Annotated in this window: 3 protein-coding genes and 1 pseudogene; all 4 read right to left on the bottom strand. The window is 48.2% G+C overall.

All coding sequences use genetic code 11. The features are described from left to right. Positions 1-702 (bottom strand): annotated as a pseudogene (locus ACY69O_RS04855) (acetyl-CoA hydrolase); the annotation flags it as partial. Positions 703-1,126: 424 nt separating this feature from the next. Beyond that, positions 1,127-2,365, bottom strand: a complete 1,239-nt coding sequence (locus ACY69O_RS04850) for an O-antigen ligase family protein (RefSeq protein ID WP_462332340.1) — start codon at positions 2,363-2,365, stop codon at positions 1,127-1,129. A gap of 3 nt (positions 2,366-2,368) precedes the next feature. Then, positions 2,369-3,667, bottom strand: coding sequence for a bifunctional folylpolyglutamate synthase/dihydrofolate synthase (locus ACY69O_RS04845; RefSeq protein WP_462332339.1), 1,299 nt, complete (start codon positions 3,665-3,667; stop codon positions 2,369-2,371). Between the two features lie 8 nt (positions 3,668-3,675). Then, the gene (locus ACY69O_RS04840) at positions 3,676-6,333 is read right to left on the bottom strand and encodes a valine--tRNA ligase (protein ID WP_462332338.1); all 2,658 of its coding nucleotides are present in this window, start codon (positions 6,331-6,333) and stop codon (positions 3,676-3,678) included. Positions 6,334-6,378: the final 45 nt, after the last annotated feature.

Below are 6,378 nucleotides of genomic sequence, written 5' to 3'. Positions count from 1 at the left end.
GTCCACCGGAGCCAGCGGACGAACCTTATCGGTGATGTCCGTGCCAACGATGAATTTGATCTTTTCCGGATCGCACGGACTGAACGGTGTACCGATGCGAGGGTCGGGCCGAACTACCGGGATCGGGAGACGAAACGGAGGATCGAGAGGAACGTAGATATCATGCATTCCTTCGAGAGCCAGCGGCTGGGAGGTGTTAACCTCGACGATGACGACATCTGCAGTCTGGACATAGGACGGAGCATTACCGACAGAAGTTGTCGGAATGATATTGCCCTCTTCCGTGATTGCAGCAGCTTCGACGATAGCAACATCAATCTTGTTGCCTTTCATGAAGCCGTAACGAGCCATCTGCGCGGAGGAACTCAGATCGAGATCGCAATATGAAACCTCGCCCGTGTTGATCGCCTTCTGTATATCCTTATTCGTCTGATAAGGCATACGGAAATCGATACCATTGACCTTCGTGAGTTCGCCGTCAAGCTCAGGGCCGACAGAAGCGCCAGTCCAAAGATTGATTTTGAAGTGCTCTTTCTCGATGCGCTTTGCAAGGGCAAGAGGAACAGCCTTCGGGTAGCCCGACGGTGTGAATCCGCTGGTACCGATGCTCATGCCCGGTTTGATAAACGCAGCGGCTTCCTCAGCCGATACGATTTTCTCACGCAGGGCTTTGTTGCGTACGCGATCAGTAATGTCAATCATTAAAAAACCTCCTTTAAATTTCAGGCCCTATATTGGCCTTTTGTCTGATACGAATCTTCAGATATCTGAGTGTTCAGTCATTTGAAGCCGCTCGCATCGGCCTGTCGACCTGACTTGCAGACATTTGACCATTTCGTATCATTTTTCCCATGAACAAGAATACCACTCTGAGTATTCAGAGTCAAGTTTTAAGCCCATTTTTCATAAATTTTTTCGACAATTTATACATTTAATTCGAAAGTTTTGTCTTACAAACCGAAAATCATATATATTGTGTATTATAAACATTTTTATCTATAACTGCATACTATATATTGTGATAAGAAAAAAGCGAAAAGACACACACTTTTACATGTCTTTCCGCTTTTTTCTTTCGTACGTGAATCCATATAGGTACTTACGTCCTAGATAATTTCAATGGGTTTTAAGAGGTCATTTCACGGGCTGAAGCACCCAATGCACAGAGCATCCAAAGGAGCATTGAGGTAGGTATATTGAACAAAACATCGTCCGTTATTCCACCCAAAGCCACCGACATAAGTGCTAATCCGAGACCGAGACGGAAGGCACGTACCATAACGGACTGTTCTCCTTCCTCAGGGCTCTTCATAAATGCCTGCGCCATCGTTCCGAAGAAATACCACAGGAACGCAAGCGCACCAAACACCCCTGTTTCAACCGCATAATTCAGGTACATGTTATGAGCATGTACTATTTTTACGGCTGCATCGTTTATATAGAAGTCATATTCCGGATAAACCATCCAGTATGCGCCCCATCCTATCCCCAGGAAAGGATGGTCGCAAATCATATCCACTGAGCTTTCCCAAAGTGCCAGCCGCATTTCTGATGAAGTATCGACCTTAGTGAATACTGATGTAAGTCTTTCAGCCAGAACCGGATCCGCAAGCAGCATCAAAAAACCAAAAGCAGCAAGTCCGGCAAGTATGCGACGGTCCTTCACCAGTCCGTAGAGTCCGATTACGGCAGCAATCGCAAGGCAGGCACCGCGTGCGTACGTCATTGCAAGGCACGCAGCAAGGCACACCATAAAGCCTCCTGCCATGATTCTCGCTTTCTTATCCTTCACAAAGACAAAGAAGGCAAATACCATGCAGATAACTTCATTCAGGTACCCCGCCAGAATATTCGGGTTCTCCCATGTGGAGAATACTCTCTTTCTGAGTTCCGGGAATGCCTCTCCGTCTACCCATTTCATTGCGCTTATATCAATACCGAATATGAATTGATAAAATCCGTAAAGAACAACTATCGCCGCACTGACTGCAAACGCTTCAAGCACACTGCGCAGCCGTTCCTCAGAGCGAACTGTCTGACCCGCAAGTATATAGGTGATGGAATATGCGCCGACAAGGTTGTAATAGTTATAGAAGCTAAAACCCCGGTCAGGCGATACCAGCACAGACAGTCCCGCGATAACCACAAAAGCAAGCAGCGGTTTGTCAAAGGGAAGATGCCTGAAATGAACATCGTCATCCATTTTCCAGCATATCAGCCATAATGCAAAACCGATAAGCATTGCTATGGTTGCTGCTCCCGGCGACAGCGCCAGCAGAAACGCCTCCGCCTGCAGTGCCTTAAAAGCCAGGTTTTCTATTGAAATCAGATTCCGCTTTCTTCGCATTGCTTTAAGATCTCTCATAATTCAATGCTCCTTCTGTAAAAGCAGCTGCCGCAATCCGCCAATTAAATAGAGCGAACCTGCACATACGAGAAGAGTTCCCTCTCCCGAAAGTTCAAGTGCCCGATCAAGTGCTTTAACGTTATCCGCTTCAGCCTCTCCGTGGCTCACTGCAGCTTTTTCCACCAAAAGCTCCGGTTCGGCAGCCCTCGGAGAATCCGGCAGGGTGGCAACCAGCGTATCCTCAGGACGCAAAAGCGCCTCAAGCATCTCATCAATAGCCTTATCCTTCAGAATACCCATAAGGAATACTCTCGGCATATCCGGATAATATCTGTCCAGCGCCTCACGAAGCGCCTTTATCCCGGCAGGATTATGTGCTCCGTCCACACGGATTTGCTGATTCCCTATGCTCATGTCCTCAAAACGGCCCGGCCAGACGGCATTTTTAAGTGCCGCCTGCATTGCCGCGGGAGTAATCGAAGGCTCGCTTCTCGAGAGCAGCACTGCCGCCATAACCGCCAGAGAGCTGTTTGCAATCTGATAATCTCCCAAAAGGGACAAATCATAGTGCAGAGACCTTACACCAAGATTTTCCGACGAAAGGGTAAGTTCCTGTACGGTTTCGTGAAAACGAACAAAATCACTGGTAAAATCAAGGCCCCGCACAAAAAGCTCAGCACCTTTTTCCTCTGCTGTTCTTCGAATAATTTCAAGAGGCATCCCCTCTGCCGCAGTAATAACAGGAACACCGTTTTTGATGATTCCGGCCTTATGGCGCGCCACACCATCGAGAGTTCCGTCACATCTGTCGGCATGTTCGAGAGTAACATTGGTAATGACCGAAAGAACAGGTGTAATGATATTCGTAGAATCCAAAAGCCCGCCCAGTCCTACCTCAATTACAGCGTAATCAACCTTCTGCTCCGCAAACCACAAAAACGCTAGTGCCGTAAGAACCTCGAACTGTGTCGGAGATTCCTCCCCTTCACTGATCATCTGTTCAACCGCTTTTTTCACCCGATCTATGCAGTCAGCAAAATCAGACTCGGAAATTTCTTCTCCGTTTATCTTGAACCGCTCCGTATATGAAAACAGATGCGGAGAGGTATACAGACCCGTTCGGAGTCCGGACTTTTGAAGTATTTCCGCCGTCATGCAGGAAACAGAACCCTTTCCGTTCGTTCCTGTGACATGGATAGTTTTATACCTGCGCTCCGGATGGCCCAAAAGCTCGGCAAGACGCTCGATTCTCGAAAGACCAAGCTTAATGCCAAAGGTATTCAGGCTCTCCAGATACGCTAATGAATCGTTGTATGTCATGACATTCCTCAAAGCGTCGCAAGGTATTTGAGGCGTTCGGCAACTACTGCTTTCTTCTCCTCATATTCCTTCTGCTTTGCGCGTTCTTTTTCTACAACATCAGCCGGAGCTTTTGCAACAAAGCCTTGGTTGGACAGCTTTCCGGCTGCGCGCTTGATTTCCTTATCCAAGTTCTCAAGCTCTTTTGTAAGACGTGCCGTCTCCTTCTCAACATCAATAAGTCCTTTGAGCGGAAGATAAATTTCAACACCGCTTACAGCAGCAGTCATAGCATTTTCGGGCTTGGCAGCATCTGCCGGAAGAATCGTTACAGGCTCTGCATCAGCAAGTACGCGCAAATATGCCTCGTTTTCGGAGAAAATCTTTGAAAGGCTTTCATCAGCAAAATGGAGAATAGCCTCACTCTTGCGGCCCGGTACTGCATTAACCTCCGCACGCATGTTGCGGATAGCCTTTATTGTATCCATAACGGCCGTCATATTTGTCTCTGCTGCCTCGTCAAGTTTAGCCTCTTCATTCTTCGGCCACTCAGTAACCATGATGCTCTTGCCTTCATGCGGAATATGCTGCCAGATTTCCTCTGTGATGAACGGCATGAAAGGATGCAGAAGTCGAAGCGTATGCTCGAGAACATACCCCAGGACGTACTGTGCCGTCTGACGCGGACGTGCGTTGTCCTTGTCGTAAAGACGTGCTTTTACAAGCTCGATATACCAATCGCAGAGCTCGCTCCAGATAAATTCATAAATGGAGCGTGCAGCTTCGCCAAGCTCGAATTTCTCAAGATTTTCTGTGACTCCCGCAACAGTTTTCGCATAACGGCTGAGAATCCAGCGGTCAGCCAGTGTGTAATCCGAGTCCTCAGGGACAAAGCTGTTATCAAAGCCCTCAAGATTCATAAGCATGAAGCGTGAAGCATTCCAAAGCTTATTTGCAAAGTTACGGGCAGACTCAACACGCTCCCAGTAGAAACGCATGTCATTTCCCGGAGTATTGCCCGTAATGAGCATGAAGCGCAGTGTATCCGCGCCGTATTTGTCAATAACCTCAACAGGGTCGATACCGTTGCCGAGAGATTTTGACATCTTGCGGCCCTGGCTGTCGCGGACAAGACCATGGATAAATACATGGTGGAAAGGAATATCCTTTCCGAATTCAAGGCCCAACATGACCATACGTGCAACCCAGAAGAAGATGATATCGTAGCCCGTAACCAGCGTAGCCGTCGGGTAGAACTGCTTGAGCTCAGGTGTGTTGTCAGGCCAGCCCATAGTTTCAAAAGGCCATAGGCCGGAGCTGAACCATGTATCAAGTACATCCTCGTCCTGATGGATATGCTTGCTGTGGCAGTGCGGACATTCCGTAAGATCAGTACGGGATACCGCAGTCTCACCGCAATCATCGCAATACCATGCAGGAATACGATGACCCCACCAAAGCTGACGGGAAATACACCAGTCGCGGATATTCTCAAGCCAGCTGATGTAAATTTTCGTAAAACGCTCAGGTACGAATTTAATACGACCGTCTTTTACTGCCTCAATGGCAGGTTTTGCCAGAGATTCCATCTTGACGAACCACTGCTTGGAAACAAGCGGTTCAACTGTCGTATCACAGCGCGAACAGTGACCGACTGCATGCTCATGCTCCTCTGTGGAAACGAGTACACCGAGCTCCTCAAGCTCTTTGACGAGCTTTTTGCGGCATTCATAGCGGTCAAGGCCCTCGTATTTGCCTGCCCCTGCGCCCATTGTGCCGTCGTTGTTGATAACCTTAATCTGCTCGAGATTATGACGCTCGCCCATCTCAAAGTCGTTCGGGTCGTGTGCAGGAGTAACCTTTACTGCACCTGTTCCGAATTTCGGGTCAACATACTCATCAGCAAACAGAGGAATCTCACGATTTACTATAGGAAGAATCAATGTTTTTCCTACGAGATGCTTATAACGCTCATCATCAGGATGGACTGCAACGCCCGTATCACCGAACATTGTCTCAGGACGTGTCGTAGCGATTTCAACATATTCGTCCGAATCCTTGAATTTATAACGCAGATGCCAGAGATGTCCCTGCTCTGTCTCGTGCTCGACCTCAATATCCGAAAGCGCCGTGTTGCATCGTGGGCACCAGTTCGTTATACGCGTGCCCTGATAAATCAGACCTTTTTCGTAGAGGCTTACGAAAACCTCACGTACTGCGCGGGAGCAGCCTTCATCCATGGTGAAACGCTGACGTTCCCAGTCGCAGGAAGAACCCAGGGTACGGAGCTGGAACATGATACGGTTGCCGTATTCTTCCTTCCATGCCCATACACGCTCAAGGAATTTCTCGCGGCCCAGGTCATAACGGCTTTTTCCTTCCTTGCGAAGTGCCTCTTCAACCTTTGCCTGTGTTGCTATGCCCGCATGGTCGCAGCCCGGCATCCAGAGCGTATTGTATCCCTGCATGCGGCGCCAGCGAATCAAAATATCCTGCAATGTATTATCCATAGCATGGCCCATGTGCAGCTGCCCCGTAACATTCGGTGGCGGAATAACGATACTGTACGGATCTTTATCCTCTTCTACTTCCGCGTGGAAAAGGTTATTTTCCTCCCAGTAGTCATACCATTTTTTCTCAAATGATTTCGGGTCATAGACCTTAGGGATGTTGCTTTCTTCTGACATTCTTTTTCCTCCTGTTGTGTGAACCAAAATAAAAAAGCTCTTTCG

Source organism: Schwartzia sp. (in: firmicutes) (assembly GCF_978017985.1).
The sequence above is the reverse complement of the archived record's forward strand: the minus strand, read 5'-3'. Positions and strand labels throughout refer to the sequence as shown.

Excerpts from the sequence above, each read along its gene's own strand:
- ACY69O_RS04850 (WP_462332340.1), bottom strand. The coding sequence starts at position 2,365 with ATGAGAGATCTTAAAGCAATGCGAAGAAAGCGGAATCTGATTTCAATA.
- ACY69O_RS04845 (WP_462332339.1), bottom strand. The coding sequence starts at position 3,667 with ATGACATACAACGATTCATTAGCGTATCTGGAGAGCCTGAATACCTTT.
- ACY69O_RS04840 (WP_462332338.1), bottom strand. The coding sequence starts at position 6,333 with ATGTCAGAAGAAAGCAACATCCCTAAGGTCTATGACCCGAAATCATTT.